At 61.6% G+C, this 19,871-nt stretch carries 19 protein-coding genes and 1 tRNA gene; 8 read left to right on the top strand and 12 right to left on the bottom strand.

Going from position 1 to position 19,871, the window contains the following annotated elements:
• Nucleotides 1-88 precede the first annotated feature (88 nt).
• Complete coding sequence (gene gabD, locus KSS96_RS01755; protein WP_017526105.1) at nt 89-1,531, bottom strand: NADP-dependent succinate-semialdehyde dehydrogenase; 1,443 nt, start codon at nt 1,529-1,531, stop codon at nt 89-91.
• A gap of 370 nt (nt 1,532-1,901) precedes the next feature.
• On the opposite strand from gabD, the gene KSS96_RS01750 reads away from it, so the two are divergent.
• From KSS96_RS01750 to yddG, 3 genes are all read left to right on the top strand, one after another.
• A tRNA-Arg gene (locus tag KSS96_RS01750) sits at nt 1,902-1,978 on the top strand.
• Nucleotides 1,979-2,160: 182 nt separating this feature from the next.
• Nucleotides 2,161-2,937 carry an AraC family transcriptional regulator gene (locus tag KSS96_RS01745; RefSeq protein WP_065876839.1) on the top strand — a complete coding sequence of 259 codons (777 nt, stop codon included), beginning with the start codon at nt 2,161-2,163 and terminating at the stop codon, nt 2,935-2,937.
• A 104-nt stretch (nt 2,938-3,041) separates the two neighbouring features.
• A complete protein-coding gene (gene yddG / locus KSS96_RS01740; RefSeq protein WP_065876840.1) occupies nt 3,042-3,947 on the top strand; it encodes an aromatic amino acid exporter YddG in 906 nt (301 codons plus the stop codon).
• Between the two features lie 50 nt (nt 3,948-3,997).
• On the opposite strand, the gene KSS96_RS01735 is transcribed toward yddG, so the two are convergent.
• A complete protein-coding gene (locus KSS96_RS01735; RefSeq protein WP_223271488.1) occupies nt 3,998-5,062 on the bottom strand; it encodes a 2,3-butanediol dehydrogenase in 1,065 nt (354 codons plus the stop codon).
• A gap of 370 nt (nt 5,063-5,432) precedes the next feature.
• Here KSS96_RS01735 and KSS96_RS01730 point away from each other — a divergent pair, with 370 nt between their 5' ends.
• Nucleotides 5,433-6,068 carry a LysE family translocator gene (locus KSS96_RS01730; protein WP_065876841.1) on the top strand — a complete coding sequence of 212 codons (636 nt, stop codon included), beginning with the start codon at nt 5,433-5,435 and terminating at the stop codon, nt 6,066-6,068.
• A gap of 45 nt (nt 6,069-6,113) precedes the next feature.
• On the opposite strand, the gene KSS96_RS01725 is transcribed toward KSS96_RS01730, so the two are convergent.
• Nucleotides 6,114-6,980 (bottom strand): LysR family transcriptional regulator, encoded by an 867-nt coding sequence (locus KSS96_RS01725; RefSeq protein WP_217855604.1) that lies wholly within the window; start codon nt 6,978-6,980, stop codon nt 6,114-6,116.
• 116 nt (nt 6,981-7,096) lie between these two features.
• Between KSS96_RS01725 and KSS96_RS01720 the strand changes: the two genes are divergently transcribed.
• Nucleotides 7,097-8,128 (top strand): SDR family oxidoreductase, encoded by a 1,032-nt coding sequence (locus tag KSS96_RS01720; protein WP_217855602.1) that lies wholly within the window; start codon nt 7,097-7,099, stop codon nt 8,126-8,128.
• A gap of 46 nt (nt 8,129-8,174) precedes the next feature.
• On the opposite strand, the gene KSS96_RS01715 is transcribed toward KSS96_RS01720, so the two are convergent.
• Genes KSS96_RS01715 through KSS96_RS01705 form a run of 3 tightly spaced genes read right to left on the bottom strand, consistent with a single transcriptional unit; the run spans nt 8,175 to nt 11,032 of the window.
• Nucleotides 8,175-8,780, bottom strand: coding sequence for a hypothetical protein (locus tag KSS96_RS01715; RefSeq protein WP_217855600.1), 606 nt, complete (start codon nt 8,778-8,780; stop codon nt 8,175-8,177).
• Nucleotides 8,777-9,349, bottom strand: a complete 573-nt coding sequence (locus KSS96_RS01710; protein ID WP_065876845.1) for an RNA polymerase sigma factor — start codon at nt 9,347-9,349, stop codon at nt 8,777-8,779. Before KSS96_RS01710 ends, KSS96_RS01715 begins: the two co-directional genes overlap by 4 nt.
• A gap of 54 nt (nt 9,350-9,403) precedes the next feature.
• Nucleotides 9,404-11,032, bottom strand: coding sequence for a vWA domain-containing protein (locus KSS96_RS01705; RefSeq protein WP_135196965.1), 1,629 nt, complete (start codon nt 11,030-11,032; stop codon nt 9,404-9,406).
• Between the two features lie 590 nt (nt 11,033-11,622).
• On the opposite strand from KSS96_RS01705, the gene KSS96_RS01700 reads away from it, so the two are divergent.
• Nucleotides 11,623-12,825 (top strand): M10 family metallopeptidase C-terminal domain-containing protein, encoded by a 1,203-nt coding sequence (locus KSS96_RS01700; RefSeq protein ID WP_223271483.1) that lies wholly within the window; start codon nt 11,623-11,625, stop codon nt 12,823-12,825.
• A gap of 54 nt (nt 12,826-12,879) precedes the next feature.
• Here KSS96_RS01700 and KSS96_RS01695 read toward each other — a convergent pair whose 3' ends face one another.
• From KSS96_RS01695 to KSS96_RS01680, 4 genes are read right to left on the bottom strand one after another with little or no spacing between them, the layout of a single operon-like run.
• Nucleotides 12,880-13,530, bottom strand: coding sequence for a DUF799 domain-containing protein (locus KSS96_RS01695; RefSeq protein WP_017526114.1), 651 nt, complete (start codon nt 13,528-13,530; stop codon nt 12,880-12,882).
• A complete protein-coding gene (locus KSS96_RS01690; RefSeq protein ID WP_017526115.1) occupies nt 13,527-13,889 on the bottom strand; it encodes a DUF4810 domain-containing protein in 363 nt (120 codons plus the stop codon). Before KSS96_RS01690 ends, KSS96_RS01695 begins: the two co-directional genes overlap by 4 nt.
• Before the next feature lie 29 nt (nt 13,890-13,918).
• Nucleotides 13,919-14,599 carry a CsgG/HfaB family protein gene (locus KSS96_RS01685; protein ID WP_017526116.1) on the bottom strand — a complete coding sequence of 227 codons (681 nt, stop codon included), beginning with the start codon at nt 14,597-14,599 and terminating at the stop codon, nt 13,919-13,921.
• A gap of 38 nt (nt 14,600-14,637) precedes the next feature.
• Nucleotides 14,638-15,219: a hypothetical protein gene (locus tag KSS96_RS01680; protein WP_017526117.1), complete on the bottom strand. Its 582-nt coding sequence runs from the start codon at nt 15,217-15,219 to the stop codon at nt 14,638-14,640.
• A 172-nt stretch (nt 15,220-15,391) separates the two neighbouring features.
• Here KSS96_RS01680 and KSS96_RS01675 point away from each other — a divergent pair, with 172 nt between their 5' ends.
• Entirely contained in the window at nt 15,392-16,003 is a 612-nt protein-coding gene (locus tag KSS96_RS01675; RefSeq protein ID WP_017526118.1) for a hypothetical protein, read from the top strand.
• Nucleotides 16,004-16,019: 16 nt separating this feature from the next.
• Entirely contained in the window at nt 16,020-16,607 is a 588-nt protein-coding gene (locus KSS96_RS01670) for a hypothetical protein (protein ID WP_017526119.1), read from the top strand.
• Between the two features lie 75 nt (nt 16,608-16,682).
• Here the strand turns inward: KSS96_RS01670 and KSS96_RS01665 are convergent, their stop codons facing one another.
• Nucleotides 16,683-19,271: an autotransporter family protein gene (locus tag KSS96_RS01665; protein WP_137220437.1), complete on the bottom strand. Its 2,589-nt coding sequence runs from the start codon at nt 19,269-19,271 to the stop codon at nt 16,683-16,685.
• A gap of 372 nt (nt 19,272-19,643) precedes the next feature.
• Nucleotides 19,644-19,844 (bottom strand): S26 family signal peptidase, encoded by a 201-nt coding sequence (locus KSS96_RS01660; protein WP_017526121.1) that lies wholly within the window; start codon nt 19,842-19,844, stop codon nt 19,644-19,646.
• Nucleotides 19,845-19,871 lie beyond the last annotated feature (27 nt).

Genomic DNA, 19,871 nt, shown 5'->3' with positions numbered 1-19,871 from the left:
TTCCCGGCCACTACGAATAACGGGTTGAAACACGCAAAGGGTCAGCGCTCTCGTGCCCTTTGCGTTTACAGCCATGCCAAACCGGGGCTTAGATGCCCAGGCAGAGGTATTTGATTTCCAGGTAATCCTCGATCCCGTACTTGGAGCCTTCGCGGCCCAGGCCCGAGGCCTTGATACCGCCGAACGGCGCCACTTCGTTGGAGATCAACCCGGTGTTGACGCCGACCATGCCGTATTCCAGGGCTTCCGCCACACGAAACACACGGCCCAGGTCGCGGGCATAGAAGTACGACGCCAGGCCGAACTCGGTGTCGTTGGACATCGCGATCACTTCGGCTTCGTCTTTGAAACGGAACAGCGGCGCCAGTGGGCCGAAGGTTTCTTCCTTGGCGACTGCGGCGTTTTTCGGCACGTTGGTGAGGATAGTCGGTTCGAAGAAATTCCCTTCCATCACCTTGCCACCGGCCAGCAGCGTCGCGCCTTTGCTCAGCGCATCGGCAATGTGCTCCTGAACCTTGGCCACGGCTTTCTCGTCGATCAGCGGGCCAGTGGTGGTGCCGTCTTCCAGACCGTTGCCGATCTTGAGTTTGGCCACCGCCACTTTCAACTTCTCGGCGAACGCGTCGTACACCGAATCCTGGATGTACAGGCGGTTGGCGCAGACGCAGGTCTGGCCGTTGTTGCGGTACTTGGAAATGATCGCGCCTTCGACGGCCTTATCCAGGTCGGCGTCGTCGAACACGATGAACGGCGCGTTACCGCCCAGTTCCAGGGAGACTTTCTTGATGTCCTTGGCGCATTCGGCCATCAACTGGCGACCGATTTCGGTCGAGCCGGTGAAGGACAATTTACGCACGATAGGGTTGCTGGTCAGCTCGCCGCCGATGTCGCCGGCACTGCCGGTGACCACGCTCAGCACGCCTTTAGGGATACCGGCACGGTGCGCCAGCTCAACCAGGGCCAGGGCCGAGAACGGGGTTTGCGAAGCAGGCTTGATCACCATGGTGCAACCGGCGGCCAGGGCCGGGCCGGCTTTACGGGTGATCATCGCAGCGGGGAAGTTCCACGGGGTGATCGCAGCAGTCACGCCGATCGGCTGCTTGATTACGATCAGGCGCTTGTCGGGCTGGTGGCCGGGGATCACGTCACCGTAGATGCGCTTGGCTTCTTCGGCGAACCACTCGATAAAGGACGCGGCGTAAACGATTTCGCCCTTGGCCTCGGCCAGCGGCTTGCCTTGTTCGAGGGTCATCAGGCGGCCAAGGTCGTCCTGGTTTTCGATCAGCAGTTCGAACCAACGACGCAGCTTGTTGGCGCGTTCCTTGGCGGTGAGTGCGCGCCAGGCCGGCAGCGCCTTGTCGGCGGCTTCGATGGCACGGCGGGTTTCCGCGGCGCCCATCTTCGGCACGGTACCGAGAATCTCGCCCGTGGCCGGGTTATTGACCTTGATGGTTTGACCATTGTCCGCATCGACCCAAGCGCCATCGATAAAGGCTTGCTGGCGGAACAACTGGGTATCTTTGAGCTGCATGTCGGCTTTCCTTAACAGCACCGCGCGCACGCGGAGCGAATTAGAGTTGTTGAAAGGCGCCTTGTGGGCTGCCGTCAGGGAAATCAGCCCCAGTGCGCAAGATCGAATGAATCGCGCACGGGAGACAGAGCGTTTGAAATCTCAAACGAATCCTAGGATCAATGGGGGTACAGGGCAATAGTCTGTTCGAAAAAAAGAACGAAAACGGCGCATTTGCGGGGTTTATCTGATCAGCGTAGCGGGGCCGGGTTTACGCGCAACGTTCGCAAGGCTCGGCGCAGGGCCTTTGTTCAGGAAAATCCTACCGGCAGGCCCCCAAAGACCGGCATGGACGCCCAAGGTCGACATGGGTATGATGTCGCCCGCACAAGCATCCGTAGCTCAGCTGGATAGAGTACTGCCCTCCGAAGGCAGGGGTCGTGGGTTCGAATCCCGCCGGGTGCACCATATAGCAGTCTCGGGCTGTCTCAGACAGTCTACGAAACACCCCAAGAAGCCCGCCCTGTGCGGGCTTTCTTGTTTCTGCAGCTCCCCATTACCTCCCCTCCACAAATCCCACCCAACGATAGCCTGGCATCCAAACAAACCACTAACGTACGATACCCCCTCACCCTCCGGAGCCCCCACGGATGAGCACCCCCAACCCCCAACCCTTCGCTCTCTGGCTACGCTCCTACTCCGGTCAGGTCGAGCTTCACCAGCATGACTTCCATCAAATAGTGCTCTCCCAATCCGGGTCGATGGAGATTGAAGTCGACGGGCGAGGTGGCAAGGTCGATGCCAGCCAGGGCGTGGTGATTTCTGCGGGCTCCCGGCATACCTTTCTGGCCGACACCCATAACAGTTTCCTGGTGGTGGATGTGCCCACTGACCGTGGCGAAGCGCATAAAAGCGCTGCCGCGGAATTTGACCTGCTCAATGACAAGCGCTTTTTTGCGGTCAGGCCGGATATACGGCATTTGCTCGATTACGCCAGCAGCAACGGGGCACGGTTGATCGGTTCACTAGCGATGGCCGAGTCATGGAGTCGGTTGCTGTTGGACTCTTTGCTACAGCCCGACGTGGCGCCGAATGACCTTGGGCAGCTTATTCTCGCGAAGGCGTTGGCCTATAGTGAGCAGCACCTGGGCAACGCTCTGACAGTGCGTGATATTGCGCGCTATGCGGGCACCAGCGAACGGCGATTATATGTGTTGTTTGGGCAGCATCTGCATACAACCCCGTTCGCGCATATCGCGAATTTGCGCTTGAATCTGGCCGTTGACCTGCTGCGCCAGACGTCTTTGTCGATCATTGATATTGCGCATCGCGCCGGATACGCCGACCAGAGTGCGTTAACCCATGCGCTGAAGAAAGCGCGCGGCATGACGCCGGCCGCTGTGCGTAAACAAGCGCGACACCACTGAAAAAAAATAGCAGCCCTGAACAATTTTTTGGCGGGTCTGATCAATACTCGCTCGCCTGAGCTTTCTATTGTTCCCGCTTGAGGTTTATCCGCAGAGGGGTTTGCATGAGCACTTCCAACCCATCCATCACTCTTGCCAAGGGCGCCGTCGGTGCGACGCTGATTGGGGTGATTGCCGTGTTTTTGTGGGCGTCTTTGGCGCTCCTGACCACCTTGACCGCCGGGATCCCGGCCTTTCAGTTGTTGGCGTCGAGCTTCGCGGTCGCGTTCGTGACCAGCCTGTGCATGCTGGGGCTGCGTGGCGCTGCCGGGTTCAGCAGTTGGCGCCAGCCCTGGCCGGTGTGGGCAACTGGGTTTGCGGGTATCTTCGTTTATCACGCGTTGTATTTCTTTGCCCTGAAAGCCGCACCTGCGGCTGAAGCCAGTCTGATTGCTTTTTTGTGGCCGCTGTTGATCGTGCTGTTGTCGAGCTTTGCCACCGGCGAATCGTTGCGCAAGCGCCAGTTGCTCGGCGCTTTGCTCGGCTTAGCGGGGACGGCCTTCATCATGCAGTTGCGGGCGCGGAATGACAGTGCGTCGATGCCGGTGATGGGTTACGCCGCTGCCTTTGCCTGCGCCTGGGTCTGGGCGATCTATTCGGTGTTCAATCGGCGCTTCAGCCATGTTCCGAGCAGCATCATCGGGGGGATTTGCGGGCTGGTGGCGGTAGCCGGAGGGCTCTGCCATCTGGCTTTCGAAACCACGGTGCGGCCGGACCCAGGCCAGTGGGGAGCAATCATCGGCCTGGGGCTGGGCCCGGTCGGCCTGGCTTTTTTCGCCTGGGACCACGCGACCAAGCACGGCAACCTGTCGATGCTTGGCGCGCTGTCTTACCTGGCGCCGCTGTTCTCCACGCTGCTGCTGATTGCCATGGGGCAAAGCGATGCCAGGCCGATCCTGATGATTCCCGCGGTGTTGATCATCAGCGGTGCGGTCATCGCCACTTCACGCTCACGCGCGACCTCAGGGTGATTTCGACGGGCAAAGGAGGCAGACAATGAATCCTGCCTCACTTGCGCCCCTCAGACCCGAGCCGGCGACACAATGATTTTCACGTTGTGTTCCTTGTTTTTAACCAGTTCCTCGAAGCCCTGCCCCACGATCTGCTCCAACTGGATACGCCCGGTCACCAGCGGCGTGATATCCAGCCGGCCATCGGCGATAAATGCGATCACATCCGCGAATTCGCCGTTGTAGGCCAGTGCGCCCAGCACTTGTTTTTCTGTCGCTACCAGTTCGAAAAAGTTGAATTCGCTGGGTTCTTCGAAGATGCCCACCAGTACGCATTTGCCGGCTTTGCGGATCAGGTCGATGGCGAGTTTGGCTGTGTGCTTATTGCCGATGCATTCGAAGCTGACGTCGGCGCCGAGCCCGCCGGTGAGTCGGCGGACTTCGGCCAGGGCGTCGCACTGGTTGGGGTCGAGCACGTGGGTCGCGCCCACTTCCTTGGCCTTGGCCTTGCGGGCGCTGGACATTTCCAGGGCAATCACTTGCGCCGCCCCGGCCGCTTTGGCGCACATGATGGTGCACAGGCCGATGGTGCCGGCGCCTACCACCACGACGTTTTGCCCGAGCAGGCTGCCGGCTTTTTTCACGGCGTGCATGCCCACCGCCAGTGGCTCGATGAGTGCCCCGGCTTCGGCCGGGAAGTTCGCCGGCAGTTTGTACAGCAGGTTGGCCGGCACGTTGACCAGTTCGGCGAAGGCGCCATTGTTCATCAGGCCGGTGAAGGCCAGGTTCTCGCAGATGTTGTACAGCCCGTGGGTGCAGTAGTAGCAGGTGCCGCAATGCTGACAGGCGTCGGCCGCCACCGGTTCGCCGACGCTGAAACCTTGCACACCGGCGCCGAGTTCGACGATCTCGCCACAGAACTCATGGCCGAGAATGCACTGGCCCTTGATACCGGTCAGCGGGTGAGGGGCGTCGACCGGGATGAACACCGGGCCGGCCACGTATTCATGCAAATCGGAGCCGCAGATGCCGCACCATTGCACGCGGATCTGCACCCAACCGGCAGGAGGCGAATCGGGCAGCGGAACGTCTTCGACGCGAATATCGTGGCGGCCGTGCCAGACGGCGGCACGCATGTTGCGTTGCGGGGTGTTCGAAAGGCTCATCGCGAAGTCTCCTTGAAACGGTGGGTACCGGCGCATCGGGCAGGTTGCCAGAGCCAGAGCAAGGCCGGTGCCAGGTCCGCTGGAGTGCCTGAACAGCCGTTTCCTAGAGCGCTTGAATAGGCCGCCGAAGGTGGCGGGTGGCGCGGCCCAATGAGACGCGCCATGTCAGGCCACGCGAGGCCGCCACGAGACGCTGAGACGTTGCGTCTCACGTTTGAATCTGCCCACCGCGCCTGTATGACGTTTTGTCCGCTCATCTGTATCTAACGCCTGCCCTTGGACCGCCCTACCATCAGGCGCATCCAACCCGCGCAACGGCGTACCCACCAGGAGTCAACCTATGCCCGAACTGTCCAACTTGCTGGCGTATGGTCTGATTTCCCTCGCGATGGTGCTCACGCCCGGCCCGAACATGATCTACCTGATTTCGCGGTCGATCTGCCAAGGGCCGCTGGCCGGGTTGATTTCGCTGGGCGGCGTGGCGCTGGGGTTTGTCGTTTACATGTTCTGCGCGGCGCTGGGTATTACCGCGCTGCTAATGGCGGTGCCCTATGCGTATGACGCGCTCAGGCTCGGCGGTGCGCTCTACCTGTTGTACCTGGCCTGGCAAGCGGTGAGGCCGGGCGGGCGCTCGGCGTTCCATGTGCGGGACCTGCCGCGCGACGGGCCACGCAAGTTGTTCATGATGGGCTTCGTGACCAACCTGCTGAACCCGAAAGTCGCGGTGATGTACCTGTCGTTGCTGCCCCAATTCATCAGCCCCACCGGCCCCGGCAGTGTGCTGACGCAATCCATCGTGCTGGGTTTTACCCAGATCATGATCAGCGTGAGCGTCAATGCCGTGATCGCGATCACGGCGGGTTCCATCGCGGCGTTCCTGGCGGGTAGGCCGGTATGGCAGTGGGTGCAGCGCTGGCTGATGGGCACGGTGCTGGCCGGCCTGGCCGTGCGCATGATCATTGACGCAAGGCGCTGAGAGAGGCTGTTGTAGTGAGGCGTTTGAGCCTTTAGAAAGGTCTATCTACGCTGCCAGGGCCTCGCGCAGCACCTGCTCGAGCAGGGTGAAGAACGCGTGGATATGCGCCTGTTTCAACGCCTGGGGCCGGGTGACCAGGTAGACGTCCATGGGCGGCAGTTCAATCTCCGCGAAAATCTCGCTCAGGCCCTCAGCCAGGATACGCGGCAGCACCGCCACGCCCATGCCGCGCCTTACCGATTCAAGCTGCACGTTGAACGAACTCACGCGGATCAAGGCATGGTCAAGCCCCGCCGCCTTCGCCGCGCGCATGTGCGGCAACAGGTCCAGCGGCGGCAGCAAGGCGATGCTGGCCGCCGTGGCCGGGGTGAGCGCCGGGCACCGCTGCAGATAAGCGGCATCCGCGAACACGCCGTAGTCGAGCGTGCCCAGCGCTCGATAGATCAACGACGGCTCGCCCAGATGCGCGGTGCGCACGGCGATGTCGGCCACGCCGCGCACGATTTTGTGGAAGTCCGTGGTGACCTGCAGTTCCACGGTGCAGCCAGGGTGCAAGCGGGTAAAACGCTCTGCCGCTTGCAGTATCGAGGCCGAAAAACCTTCGCCGGCACTGACCAGTACCGTGCCACTCAGCGCCGCCTGCGCGCCGTCCTTCTCAATCAGGTTCTGGCGGCGCAGGCCGGCTTCGGCCGCCAGCGCCACGTCCACCAAAGACTGCCCCCGCGACGTCAGCCGGCAGCCCTCGACCCCGCGCTCAACCAGAGGCTCACCCAGGGCGGCTTCCAATTGGGTCAAGCGCCGAGCCACAGTGGACGCCGCCACCCCCAGCAACTGACCGGCCTGCAGGAAGCTGCCCCGTCGCGACACGGCCAACAGCAGACGAAGATCATCCCAATTTGCTTGCAACGCCATACCTGTGTTTATCCCTGGTCTGCAAATATGCAAAGCCATTATGCAGCAGTCGCCGTTTTTCACATGCGGTCTCAGCGGTATATCTAGCGGCCTTCTAAACACTGGGTATGGCCTGTATGAACACGAACCCCCATCGCTTGCGCAGCACCTTTGTGACCGGCGCCACCGGCTTGCTGGGCAACAACCTGGTACGCGAGCTGGTCGCGCGCGGCTACGCGGTCAAGGCGCTGGTGCGCACGCAGTCCAAGGGTGAGCAGCAGTTCAGCGACCTGCCGCAAGTGGAACGGGTGGTGGGTGACATGGCCGATGTCGGCGCCTTCGCAGCGGCCATGCGGGGCTGCGACACGGTGTTTCACTGTGCGGCGTTCTTTCGCGATAACTACAAGGGCGGCAGCCATTGGGAGGAGCTCGAAAGAATCAACGTCGCCGGCACGCAAGCGCTGCTCCAGCAGGCCTATGACGCGGGGGTAAGACGCTTTGTCCACACCTCCTCGATTGCCGTGCTCGATGGCGCGCCCGGTACACCTATCGACGAGACATGCCTGCGCGCCGAAGCCGATGCGGACGACTACTACCGCAGCAAGATCCTCGCGGAGCGAGAGGTGCTGAGGTTTGTGCAAACCCATCCCCAGATGCACGCATGCATGGTACTGCCCGGCTGGATGTGGGGGCCTGGCGACCGTGGGCCGACGTCTTCGGGGCAGTTGGTCAAGGATGTGATCAACGGCAAACTGCCGGGGTTGATCCCCGGCACCTTTTCGCTGGTCGACGCCCGCGATGTGGCCTGGGCACTCATTGCCGCCGCCCAGAACGGACGACGCGGCGAACGGTATCTCGCCGCCGGCCGCAACTTGACCATGCGCCAACTGATCCCGCTGCTGGGGCGCATCGCCGGCGTCAAGACACCGTCCCGGCAACTGCCATTGCCCGCGCTGTACGTGCTGGCCGCCGTGCAAGAGACCTATGCCTACCTGACCGGCAAACCCATCTTGCTGAGCATGGCAACCCTGCGGTTGTTGGTACGCGAGGAGCACCGCACTTCGTTCAACCACCGCAAGAGCGAAGAGGAGCTTGGCCTGAGTTTTCGCGCGCTGGAGCAAACAGTCACTGACACGGTGGCGTGGTACCAGCAGCACGGCGGAGTATAAAAAAACCCCAGGTCGGCAGGCCTGGGGCTTTGCTGTGGGCGCCGGTTCAACGCTTTTGCAACGCCTCCAGGCGTGCCGGCAGATCTTCGTTGGGAAAGCGCGCGTGCAACGCCAGTAACTGTTCATCCGCGGCTTTGCTGTCGCCCGCCTCACGCAATCGGATAATTTCCCGCAGCCCTTGCTCCAGCGAAGGCCGCGCAACGGGCGCGCGCTTGCGCATTTTTGCCACGGACTGATCCGCCAGCGCGCCGGCAATTTCAGCCTGTACCGGCGCACTTTCGGCCTTGGGCGCAGCGGCGATCCGTGCCATGGGCGCCGGCGCCGGTGCGGAAAACGCTTGTGGTGCGGGCTGTGCGGCGTCTTCGTGCAAAGCGGAGAACGTCGCGGTGGGGATGTTGGGCTGTGGCACTGGCGAACGCATGACCACACCGATCATCAGCGCCAAACCGGCCACGGTGGCGAACGCCATTTGCCAGCGCGGGCGTTGGCAGGCGTGCAGCCAGCGTTGCCATAGGCTCGGTTGCGGCGCAGGCGCTTCGCGGCGGGCGGCATTAAGAATGAAAGCGTCGAGAGACGCAGGCGGCTCGCCGGTGCTGTGCTGGCGAAAATGCTGGATCAGCTCGTCGTCGGGAGTGTGTCGGGGGTCAGTCATACAGGTACCTCCTCGGCCAGCAGGCGACGCAATTTCTGCTGGGCGTAGCGCAAGCGGCTTTTTACGGTTTCCAGCGGCGTGTGGGTGAGCGCGGCGATTTGCGGCACTTCAAGATCAGCATGCAGACGCAGCAGGAACACTTCGCGCTGGTCTTCGGGCAAGTCTTGCAAGGCCGCGTCGAGGCGCGCCTGGTCGCGGCTCAGGCTCAACTGTTGCTCGGGGCCGGCGCTGTCGTCGGCCTGGGCGTGCAGTTGTTCATCGTAACTGTCGTGCAACGGGTTGTGGACGCCGTGCTTGCGCCAATGATCGATCAGGCGGTTGCGGGCAATCTGGAACAACCAGGTGCGAAAGCTCGCCCGGCCTTGTGGCTGGGTGCTGCTGCGGATCAGGCTGAGCCAGGTTTCCTGATAGATTTCCTCGGCCAGTTCGGCCTTGTTGCACAGAGACACGAGAAAACGGTACAGGCCCTGGCGATGGCGCGCATACAAGGCTTCGAACGCAGCGGCGTCGCCAGTGCGGTAGCGGGCCAGCAGGGATTCGTCGCTGGGTGGGTCGTCGGGTACGGCCATCTAATGGGTGAACTCCTTTCTGTCAGCCACAGTGGATCATTGTCATAGTCCAGATCAGTGTTTCAGGCTTTGGGCCAATTCCACCAGTTGCACGAATTCATTGCGCAGGCCAAAGGGGTCGTCGCCCCGTGCCGAGCGGGCCAGCGCGGCGGTGTCGTTCAAACGCATGCCGCCAGTGTAGCGGCCGTCACCCTTGAGCTGTTGCGCGAAAGCAGCCACGGCAGCCGCGAAGCGCAGGTCATCGCTGGCCTTGGTGCTTTTGGCGCTCACGGGCCGCTCGATCAAGCGGCTGTCACCACCCGCGGCAGGCTTGTAGCGCACGCGTACCATCGCCAGCTCATCGGTTTTACCTTCAGCGGCCGGCGCGGTGGCATAGCGCAGCGGCTCCAGCCAGCCCTTCTCTCCTTTCGGCACAATTTCGTACAGCGCAGTCACCGTATGCCCCGCGCCGATTTCGCCGGCATCCACTTTGTCGTTGTTGAAATCCTCACGCTTCAAGGCGCGGTTTTCATAACCCAGCAAGCGGTATTCGCTGACCTGGGCCGGGTTGAATTCCACCTGCAACTTCACATCCCGCGCCACCACGGCGAGGGTCGAGCTGAGCTGGTCTACCAGCACCTTGCGCGCTTCGCGCAGATTGTCGATGTAGGCATAGTTGCCGTCGCCGGCATCGGCCAGTTGCTCCATCAGGTGTTCGTTGTAGTTATCCACACCGAACCCGAGGGTGGTCAGCGACACACCGCTTTTACGCTGATCGACGGCCATTTGTTTGAGGCTGTCGAAGTCGCTGACGCCCACGTTGAAGTCGCCGTCGGTGGCCAGCAGGATGCGGTTGATGCCCTTGTCGATAAAACCTTCGCGGGCCATCTGGTAGGCCAGTTGAATACCGGATGCGCCTGCGGTGGAGCCGCCGGCGGTGAGTTGATCAATGGCGTTGCGGATCCTGGCCTTGTCGCGGCCCGAGGTGGGCGGCAGCACCACGCGGGATTCGCCGGCGTACACCACCAAAGAAACGCGGTCCTGCTCGCGCAGTTGATCGACCAGCAATTTCAGCGTGCTTTGCACCAGCGGCAAGCCTTCACGCCGGTCCATGGAGCCGGACACGTCCACCAGAAACACCAGGTTGGCCGGCGCCAGTTCGGCCACGGCATGCTCGGACGCCTTGATGCCGATGCGCAGCAGTTGCGTGCGCGGGTTCCACGGCGTGGCCGCGACTTCGGTGGTCACGCCGAACGGCGAACCGTCGGTGGGCAATGCGTAGTGGTAGGGGAAGTAATTGACCATTTCTTCCAATCGCACAGCGCCTTCGGGCGGCAGGCGGCCTGCGTTGAGGAAACGTCGTACGTTGGCGTAGCTGCCGGTGTCGACATCGACGCTGAAGGTGGAGACCGGCGTTTCGGCAACGCGATGCACCGGGTTGTCCGGCAGGTTGGCATATTGCTCACGGGGCTCGCTGCGATAGTCCATCGCGGCTGACTCCTGCAACTGCATCGGTGCGGGCATGGCCATGCGCTTGACCAAGGCGCCCTCGACATGCGCGCGCTGCGGCTCGGCGACTGGGGTGGGTTCGGCCGGTTTGACCAAGCCAGGCGATGAAGACAGCCCACACCCGGCCAGAGCGACCAGTAGGGTCACGGCAAAGCCTTGGGCAGCAGGACGCAGGTGGGAAAGAGGACGGGACATTGGCTTAACCTCATGTGTGAATGATTCGCTCACAAGGTCAGACGCAAAGCGTCAGGTGTTCGGGTTAATCAACGGTGAATCTGGAAAAATCCGAGCGGGTCGCACCGAGCACATCCAACCATGGTCGCCGGCCCGGCAGTGACGGGGGTCAGCGCTGAAATGGCGGGGCCGCCCACCCGCAAACACCCTGTTCAACCGCTCATGAACGCCGCAAAAAAGGTTTTATGCGGACATACATCCACCTTTGGAAATTCTCGCTGGCACTGGCAGTTTTGCCCTTGCAAGAAGGAAGCTTGCGGGCTTTATCACGTATGGACAGGTGCAAATAACCCAGCGGAACCACGACCTTGAGAATAGATTCCACACCGTCTTTTAACCCCTACACCCCCACCCCTCAGCCGGCTCAGCGGCCCTCCGGGCAGACCGCCTCGCGGACAACCCTGCGGCCATTCCATGCGCCCTCGACCCCGCACCGCTATGTGCGCTCGGCCCAGCAGCACTCGGCCCCACAAAACCGCCGCACCCACCTGCCCACCACTGCCACTCAAACCGCCCACTATGACGCTACCCAGCGCTTGGACGACCCGCACGTGGCCCGGATCAACAAGCAGTCCTTTTACAAACAGCGCGCCATTGAGCAGCTCACCCAGGGAACCGGTAAGTGGCAGGACTGGAACCGAAACGGCCAGACCGAAATCGCCTACAGCTTTGTGCAGGGCGCCGGCGGCTTCAACGAGGCTCAAAAACAAGAGGCCCGGCGCGCCATCCAGTCCTGGGGGGATGTCGCCAACTTGGCGTTCACTGAAAACGGCACACAGACAGAGGGGCGGTTGTCGTTTCAAATCTCAGACACCGAAAAGACCGCCCAAGGCTTTTTTCCCGGGCGCCATTCCAAAAGCGGCGATACCGTTTTCAACCCGCATTTCGTGAAACGCCCGACTCTCACCCATGAAATCGGCCACACCCTCGGCCTGACGCATCCAGGTCACTACAACCTCACCGCGTCCGAGGATCAGCGCGTCTACGCACAAGACTCAAAAGCCCATACCGTCATGAGTTACTTCGAGGCGCGGAGCAGCGGCAAACAGCTTGAGGGTGAGCCAAAAGCCCCGATGATGGACGACATCAGCGCCGCTCAAACCTTGTACGGCGCCAATCGTCAAACCCGGCGGGAAGACAACACCTACGGCTTCAACTCCAACAGCGGACGAGATTACTACTCCCTCGCAAGCTACCGGGATAGCGCCGCCTTTTGCATCTGGGACGGCGCCGGCAACGACACGCTGGACGTTTCGGGTTACGGCAACAATCAGGTCATCAACCTCAGGGCCGGCTCGTTCTCCGATGTGGGTGGCTTACAGGGCAATGTCTCTATCGCCCGTGATTGCACCATCGAAAACGCCGTCGGCGGTTCCGGTCATGACGTCATGATCGGTAACGACGCCAATAACCGGCTCACGGGTGGGTTCGGCGCAGACCAGTTACGCGGCGGCAGGGGCGCCGACATATTCGTCTATAACCACGCCAGCGACTCCACGCCTGAAGCCGCGGATGAAATCATGGACTTCACCAGCGGCATCGACAAACTGGACCTGCGCGGCCTGGAGCAAAAGGCGAATGCGCGCCTTACCCTCGTGACGGCATTCACCGGGCGTGCCGGCGAGACAATCGTGAGCTACAACCCCAGCACCCATCGCTACTTCGTCGCCATAGACCTTGCCGGCAAACGATCTGCGGACTTCCTGGTCAAGAGCTCGCAAGTGATCAGGCCGAAGGACATTCTGGTGAACTGACGGGGCGCCAGCGTTTGCTGACCGGCAGCGGCCGGCAAACGCATGTTCGGCAACTCAGTCGGTGCCGTACTTGGGGTTACGCGGCCCGTACAGAATCCCGGCGCGTTGCCCCGGCGACAGCAGCCGAGCACTGGTGATACCGGCAATCGGGTGCGCCGCATCGGTGGAGCTGTTGATTACCTGCTTGACCGCTGCGGTGATCAGCATGCCCACCAGACCGCCGCTGTTATTGTTGCCCTCTTCGCTGGAGGCCCGTGCCGAGCCGGTCCACAGCGTGGTGCCGGTGCGCAGGTCGACCAGTTTGGCCGAAGCGGTCACGGCGGTGTCGCTGGAGATCAGCATGTACTTGGTGCCGTATTCGCTGACGGTGATGTACAACGCCGCGTCCGCGCCGAAGATGTCATGCAGCTTGGTCGGCGGTACGCCCTGGATATCGTTGGCCGTGGTCAAACCGTTCTGGCGGAAGGTTTCGTCCACCAGCGCAATCGGCAACACGTAGTAGCCGGCTTCGGCCAACGGATAGGTCACTTGCGAAACCAGGCTATAGGACGCCTGCACTTCCGGCGATTCGTTGATCGGTGGCAACACCAGGATCGACTTGGGCCGCGCCTGTTTGTAGGCCGTGTAATCAATGGTCTTGGGCGCTGCGCAACCGCCGAGCAGAGCCAGGGCCAGCAAGGCGCCGGTGAGTTTTAACAGGCTCATTTGGTGGCGACTCCGGCTTTGGCGTTTTTCAACAGAAAGTCCATGTACGCGGCGGACTCAGGGAACAGTGCCTTCTCGGTGCGAAACTCCTGCACCATCTGGTCGTCCTTGCCCATGCTCAGGTACAGCATGCCCAAGTGGGCGTGGTAGCCCGGCGGCGCCTTGCGGCCACTGGCGTTGATCTTTTGCAGGTCACGCTCCAGCGCCTCGACCTGCGCTTCCTTGGGCTCGCCCTTGAAGTACTCGTAAACCTGCGGCTGGTAGCTTTCCCATTGGTACAGCGGTGGGGGCGCCGACTGGCACCCGGTCACCAGCGCGATTGCTGTCAGCGTCAGCGCTAATTTCACTGCCTTGCTCATCCGTGTACTGCTCCTTGAGATGCTGTTAATCAGTTGCGCGGGTTCCAGGCGCCTGCGTTGATGCCGTCGACGAGGCGGTTGATCGCTTCGCGCATGGCCAGGTCCAGCACCTTGCCATTGAGGGTGGAGTCGTAGCTGGCGGTGCCGCCGAAGCCGACCACTTCACGGTTGGACAGCGCGTATTCACCGGCGCCCTGGGTGGAATACACCACTTCCGACGTACTGATGTTGACGATGTTCAACGCGACCTTGGCGTAGGCCACCTGGGTCTTGCCACGGCCGAGGATGCCGAACAACTGGCGGTCGCCGGTTTCCTTGCGACCGAATTCGGTCACGTCGCCGGTGACCACGTAGTCCGCGCCCTTGAGCTTCTGCACGGTGCCTTTGATCGCGGCTTCCTGGGAGATTTCGCCCATGTTGTCGCGGTCCAGCACGCTGAAGCGGTTGGTCTGCTGCAGGTGGGTAATCAGGATGGTCTTGGCCTGGCCACCGAGGCGGTCGACGCCGTCGGAGAAGATGCCGCGCATGTAGCTGGAGCGGTTATCGAACTTGCCCACGGCGATCGGCACACGCACGCCGGAATAGGCGATGTGGGCGCTGGCCACTTGCTCCACCGGCATCGCGCGATTGCTTTCGGTGGCGCAACCGGCCACGGTCAGCAGGGCTGCGGCGGTGAGACCGGACAGCAGGGTTTTGGAAAGTATGTTCACAGGGTGCTCCTGGAGAGATAAATCGGTAGTGGGCAACGTTAGCGAGACGGGATGTCGCGCAGGTCATCGACGATGTCGCGACTCAACACGCCGGTGTAAAAACGCTCGACGCTGGAGTTACCGGTGTTGGTGATAATGCCGCCCATGGTCCGCCACTGTTGCGCCTCACCCATCACACCGGCGGGTACGAGGTTCTCGCGCGTCTTGGCAAAGTGCAGCACCTCGCTGCCCCCCTTCTTGACCTTGACCTGATAGCTGAAATCGACACTGGCCAAAATGGTGTTGTCATCAACGATCAACGTCGAGAGGCCGCCCTTGGAATCCGGGATATGGCGCGTGTAGACGATGCTGATGTCCAGCAGGTAATCGGCTTTTTCCTTGCTCGAGGCATAACGCTTGGCGTTGAGCAGGCGGTTCACCAGATCGACGCCCAGTTGCTGGCGCACCTTGTCATCCGGCAAAAAACGCTCATTTTTGCCCACTACTTCAACGTCAAAGGTGTCGAGCCAGTAAGTGGCTGTTTTAGGAATCGTGACCGGTGTCGGCGAAATGTAGTACGCCGGCTTGGAGGCGCAGCCCGCCAATAGGCAGACGGCAAGGAATACGGCAAAGGCGCGCATGTCTGAATTCGTCCCTGAAAAGTATCGTGCTTTAAACAGTCGCGGCATTTTACGGGGTTGAGAGCGGTTCTCAAGGTGTTTCGTCGGCCAGCGTGCGGTAACGCACACTCCTCAAGTTATGCGTAAATAGGTCGAGACACTGACTCGGCTTGCTCACTTATAGGGATATTGCGTGCTTAACACTCTTCTACGGGCTACGGCCCTGCTTGCCGCGCTGTCGATGACCGGCTGCGTGTCCTACACCGTCACCGGCCCTATCGCCACCCCGCTCCACCCGGTATCTGCCAGCAGCCCGCGCAGCGCGCAAGTCGCCGACGTGACGGTGAGCGCCACCGACGTCAACGAGGCTAACAAGGCGGCCATCAGCAGTTCCCTGACGGCGCAGATCAGCCAGTACGTGCGCAGCGCCGGTTACTTCAAGCAAGTCACCGAGTACCCGGTGCGCCTGGGCGAGCAGGACGTCACGCTTAAATTCAACATGACCTCCCTCAAGGGCCATCGCGCGCCGCACCCGGCGTACGTGCCCGGCGCGCTGCTGACGCTGACCATTTGGATCTGGGTCAACGGCCCGATCTATGTGGACAGCTTCGACGTGGCCGGCGACCTGGTGATCGTCGACCGCAACGGCAAGGAACTGGCCAAGGCCAAAGACTCGATCACCTTCGAACACAACGTTGGCCTGTACAGCGGCCAATATTGGGCGCCTTCGATGGGCGGCCAACAACTGACCAAACTGGTCGGGCAACTGCTCGACACCGCTACCGCCAACCTGGCCAAACCGTAATCTCAAGGAGCAACGCGTGAAAGGATTGATCAAACACAGCCTGGTACTGACAGCGGTCTTGCTGACCGGTTGCGTGTCTTACTCGCAGCACGAACTGCCTGCCGTTCAGCCCTGGCCGCCGACCGCCAATGCGCCCGCGCAAAAGCCCACCGCGTACGTGCACACCACGGCGCAGAACCACGTCAACGGTGGCCCGGGCAACGCGGCGGTCGGCGCGCCGGTAGTGCTGTGGGAAAAGGCCGTGGCCGATTCCTATCGCGCCTCCAACCGTTTTTCGCGGGTGAGCACCGATAAGGTCGACTCGGATATCTACGTGGATGCCACGTTGCATAACAACGAAGAGTACAGCCCGGTATCGGCGTTTATCACCGGCTTCACATTTTTCATCATTCCGAGCACGGCGAAGAACATCTTCACCCTGGAGACGGTGTTCAAGGACAAGGACGGCAAGGAACTGGGCCGCGTCAAGAAGAGCGAATCGGTGCGCACCTGGATGCACCTGGTGCTGATTGTGGGCATCCCGTTCCAGGCCGATACGCGGGAAGTGGTGGAGGCGCTGACGCGCAGTACGCTGGATGAGGCGGTGCAGCGCAAGTTGCTCTGAACCACCCAAGGGAACCAGCCAACAGGTCTTCCTGTAGTGAGCGGGCTTGCCCCGCTCACTACAGAAGTGCTGCGTTTAGAAGGCGTAGCGCGCTTTGAGCATCACGCCATCGGCATCAAAACCACTGCGCGCCTGGCGCGTGTAGCTGGCGCCCACGCTGAAGTCCGACACGTTGTAGTTCACGCCCACGCTGGCCTCGTAGCTGTCACGCGCCACCGATGCACCGGTCACGGTAAACGCCGAACCACCGGCCACGAAGCTGGAGGTTTGCGCCACGCGGTCACCCATCAGGTCGTGATAGGCCATCAAGGTCGCTTCCGGCTGCAAGCTGCCGGCGCCCATCGGCAGGTTGCCGGCCAGGCGTACGCCCGCACCCACTTCGCCCACTTCATAACGTTGCGAACGCGTACTCAGCGCCGCTGACGAACCTTTCTCGTCGTAGCCATCCATGCGCACGTTGGAATAACGCGCCGCCACACGCGGCTCGATCACCACCGCTTGCGACGGCTTGAAGCTGTAACCACCGATCACGCTGGCCGACAGCACATTGCTGTCATAACTGCCCTTGGCCGTGGTGCCGGCGATGTGGCGCTTGCTGTCGTTTTCGTTGTGGCCATAGCTGAGGCTGCCGTCGGCGAACCAGTTTTGCAGGGCCCAGTTGCCGTACAACGACAGCGCGTGCCCTTCGACGTCGGTTTTGTTGCCCAAGTCGGAGTGGATATTGGAATTGAGGTAGCTGTAGGCCACGCCCAAAATCGTGGTGTCGTTCAGACGCCCATCCACACCTACCGCCATGCCGCTGCTGTTGGCCGAATAACCGTTATCACCGCCGCGACCGTCCTGGTCCATGTTGCTGCTTAGGCCCTGCACCCACACACCGCCGACCTGGTGGCTTTCGCGTTGGTCGGTGAGGCGATTGAAGATCGCGCCGTTGACCACGGTTTGCCCCGACAACGCCACGTCGAGAGCACCACGGTTGACGTCCGGCTTGAGCTGGTCACCGATTTTCGCCAGTTGCTGCGCGGTGCCGGCGTTGGCCAGCGCCTGGAAGACTTGGTCGTCTGCGCTGAGCTTGCTGAGTACACCGTTCTTGAAGGTATTGACCGCCGTGACCGACGCCGCGCTGGCGCCCACAGCCGCCAGGTCTTGCTGAACTTGCTGGTTGCTTTTGACCGCCACCACGGCCTTGACCGTTTGCGCGTCGGACGAATAGCTGAGCACGTCCAGCAACGATGAAGCACTGGCCACGGACAGGCCGTTGTCTTGCACGCTGGTGGCTTGCAGCAGGGTGTATTGGGTGCCGTCGTGGGTGCTGGCGAAATCGCCAGGGTTGGCGCTTACGGTCAGCGTCGACGCCTGGGCAAAGTTGGCGGTGCCGTTGACGGTCAGGTACGGCGTGGTGGGCACAACACTGTCGGCCAGGTGCATATCGATACCGGCACCACTGGCAACGTTGAGGTTGCCGGTGATGGCGGTGCCGGGGGCCGACAGGTTCAGCGAGCCCGAATTGACCGACACCGGCGCAATGATGCGGCTGCCGCTGAAAGCGGCCTGGCCGTCAATATTCACCGCGTTCAGGTTCAGCACATCACCGATGATCGTGCCGCCGGTCCAGTTCAACGTGGCCAGGTTGCCGGCGTCGATGGCGATACCGGAATTGCTGCGAATCTCACCGGCTTGCTGGTTGATCTCAAACGTCGAGACCTGGTCGGCCGTGTCAACGCTGATGGCGGTGCCATCGGCGCGGATAATGCCGCGGTTGACGATACCGCGCGCGCCCGTCGCGCTGTTCTGGGCGAACGTGGCACCGGAGAATTCAAAGGCGCCGGCGTTGGTGCCCATGCCTTCGATGGTGCCGGTGTTGAGGATGTAATCCAGAGTACCTTCAAGCACCAGCACGCCACGGGCGCCATCGCCATTGGCCGACAGCAGGCCGCTGTTTTCGATACGCAGTGGGGCGGTGGGAGTTTCCACCTCGATCCCCCAAGCGCCCTCGCCGGTGGCCCTGATGGTGCCGGAGTTGAGGAGCTTGCCGCCGATGGTCACCGGGTCGGCGTTGTTACGGTCCAGCACGATACCGATCGCGCCTTCGCCCGCCATGTCGATCAGGCCGGTGTTGGATACATCGCCGCCAATGGTGGTGCCGTGCAGGTAGATGCCCTCGCCTCCGCCGATAAAGCCAGGCGACGGTGCAGGCGCCGAAGGTGGCGTAGAACTGATCGTGCCGGAGTTGATCACGCTGCCGCCAATGGTGGTCGCGCCGATCTCGAGGCCTTCGTCGCCACCGTTGTTCATCCGGATGTTGCCGGCCTGCAACACATCACCGGTCACAGAGCCCGGGCTGAGGTTGAGCGGACCGGTCCAGAACATCGGGTCCAGCGCAAAGCCGCGCACGGTATTGCCGTCGGCATTGAGCGTAATATCGGCGCGATTGATCAATGACCCCTGGATATGGGTACCCGCGACCCCCAGCCCGGCGGGAGGCATGTTGGTCGAGTTGATCACCTGGGTGGTCTGCCCGGTCAGGATCAGCGACTCGTTGTAGGTCTCGCTGACAAACTGGGTTTTGCCTGCCCCGAGGTCAACTTCTACCGCCAGCACTTGCGTGCTGATTGCGCCGACCACGATTGCCAACAGGCTTTTCTGGAACTGCTTGTGCTTCATTTCTAACTCCATGAACTACAGGTCAAAGCCGCCAACAGGCCCGGCGGCAGTAGGTGAATTGAGCGCAGGGACCCATCGATCCGAATACCTATCCTCGATGCGTTTGCGCAACACCCAGGCACGACGATTCGCACCGCGGGGGGCAGTGGCAAAACAACGGGGAATAGGGAATAAACGCTCACATCAATCCTTAATGTTTTTGAAAACGCTGCAATCCATGCAGCCCGACCGCGTGCGGGTGGGCGCGGTAAAGACCTTCAAACGTACGAAAAGGTTCAGGATTGTGTCGGAATTTTGTGCAGTCGATCACAGCGTGGGGCGTGCGAGGGGTGGGGTTTGGTGGGTTACAAACCGGGGACATCGTTTACATTTCTAACCGGTGACCTTGCCCACCACATCCTCAAGCGGGACTTGGCCCATCAAGCGGCTGTCGTGGCTGACATCACGGTTATCGCCCAACAGGTACACATGCCCCGGCGCGACATGGAGCGGCGCCAACTCAAGGGAGTAGTCCTTTTTGCCACGCTCAGCCGGTGCGTGAAACAACCCCAGGTTCTCACCGTTGCGGATCACCTCACTTAACCTTTCAGCTACCCGCTT

The organism is Pseudomonas asgharzadehiana, assembly GCF_019139815.1.
GTDB classification, from domain to species: Bacteria; Pseudomonadota; Gammaproteobacteria; order Pseudomonadales; family Pseudomonadaceae; genus Aquipseudomonas; species Aquipseudomonas asgharzadehiana.
The sequence above is the reverse complement of the archived record's forward strand: the minus strand, read 5'-3'. Positions and strand labels throughout refer to the sequence as shown.

What these genes read in the sequence shown, in the direction of transcription:
- KSS96_RS01705 (WP_135196965.1), bottom strand. Translation starts at nt 11,032, where the DNA reads ATGTCCCGTCCTCTTTCCCACCTGCGTCCTGCTGCCCAAGGCTTTGCC.
- KSS96_RS01725 (WP_217855604.1), bottom strand. Translation starts at nt 6,980, where the DNA reads ATGGCGTTGCAAGCAAATTGGGATGATCTTCGTCTGCTGTTGGCCGTG.
- KSS96_RS01710 (WP_065876845.1), bottom strand. Translation starts at nt 9,349, where the DNA reads ATGGCCGTACCCGACGACCCACCCAGCGACGAATCCCTGCTGGCCCGC.
- KSS96_RS01735 (WP_223271488.1), bottom strand. Translation starts at nt 5,062, where the DNA reads ATGCGTGCCGCCGTCTGGCACGGCCGCCACGATATTCGCGTCGAAGAC.
- KSS96_RS01715 (WP_217855600.1), bottom strand. Translation starts at nt 8,780, where the DNA reads ATGACTGACCCCCGACACACTCCCGACGACGAGCTGATCCAGCATTTT.
- KSS96_RS01695 (WP_017526114.1), bottom strand. Translation starts at nt 13,530, where the DNA reads ATGAGCCTGTTAAAACTCACCGGCGCCTTGCTGGCCCTGGCTCTGCTC.
- yddG (WP_065876840.1), top strand. Translation starts at nt 3,042, where the DNA reads ATGAGCACTTCCAACCCATCCATCACTCTTGCCAAGGGCGCCGTCGGT.
- KSS96_RS01665 (WP_137220437.1), bottom strand. Translation starts at nt 19,271, where the DNA reads ATGAAGCACAAGCAGTTCCAGAAAAGCCTGTTGGCAATCGTGGTCGGC.
- KSS96_RS01745 (WP_065876839.1), top strand. Translation starts at nt 2,161, where the DNA reads ATGAGCACCCCCAACCCCCAACCCTTCGCTCTCTGGCTACGCTCCTAC.
- KSS96_RS01690 (WP_017526115.1), bottom strand. Translation starts at nt 13,889, where the DNA reads ATGAGCAAGGCAGTGAAATTAGCGCTGACGCTGACAGCAATCGCGCTG.
- KSS96_RS01720 (WP_217855602.1), top strand. Translation starts at nt 7,097, where the DNA reads ATGAACACGAACCCCCATCGCTTGCGCAGCACCTTTGTGACCGGCGCC.
- KSS96_RS01730 (WP_065876841.1), top strand. Translation starts at nt 5,433, where the DNA reads ATGCCCGAACTGTCCAACTTGCTGGCGTATGGTCTGATTTCCCTCGCG.
- gabD (WP_017526105.1), bottom strand. Translation starts at nt 1,531, where the DNA reads ATGCAGCTCAAAGATACCCAGTTGTTCCGCCAGCAAGCCTTTATCGAT.
- KSS96_RS01680 (WP_017526117.1), bottom strand. Translation starts at nt 15,219, where the DNA reads ATGCGCGCCTTTGCCGTATTCCTTGCCGTCTGCCTATTGGCGGGCTGC.